At 55.8% G+C, this 233-nt stretch carries 1 protein-coding gene; it reads right to left on the bottom strand.

Translation table 11 applies throughout. The features are described from left to right. Positions 1 to 53: 53 nt before the first annotated feature. Positions 54 to 233: hypothetical protein (locus tag RZA33_RS19825; RefSeq protein ID WP_317510107.1), on the bottom strand; the 180-nt coding region annotated here is incomplete at its 5' end.

The following is a 233-nucleotide window of genomic DNA, read 5'->3' as shown; positions in this document are numbered from 1 at the left end:
ATATCTGCCAGGGGGAGAAGCTCACGGACACAGTCAATGCTGCAAACAAGCGTCTATTTCTGCATCCGTACTTCGACCAGTTTATCGACCAGCAGGTGCTTCATCTCGATATCGGCGAGCCCTACGACGCACCAATGACCATCACGCTCACGCCGCATCCTGGGTTGGATCCCCTGCAGACGGCACTCGTGGCGCGCCACTTGGAACACATTGCGATTGCTAAGCGCTATCAC

It is taken from the genome of Halovibrio sp. HP20-59, assembly GCF_033052795.2.
In the GTDB taxonomy this organism is placed as follows: Bacteria; Pseudomonadota; Gammaproteobacteria; order Pseudomonadales; family Halomonadaceae; genus Vreelandella.
This window is presented reverse-complemented; position numbering and strand designations above follow the sequence as displayed.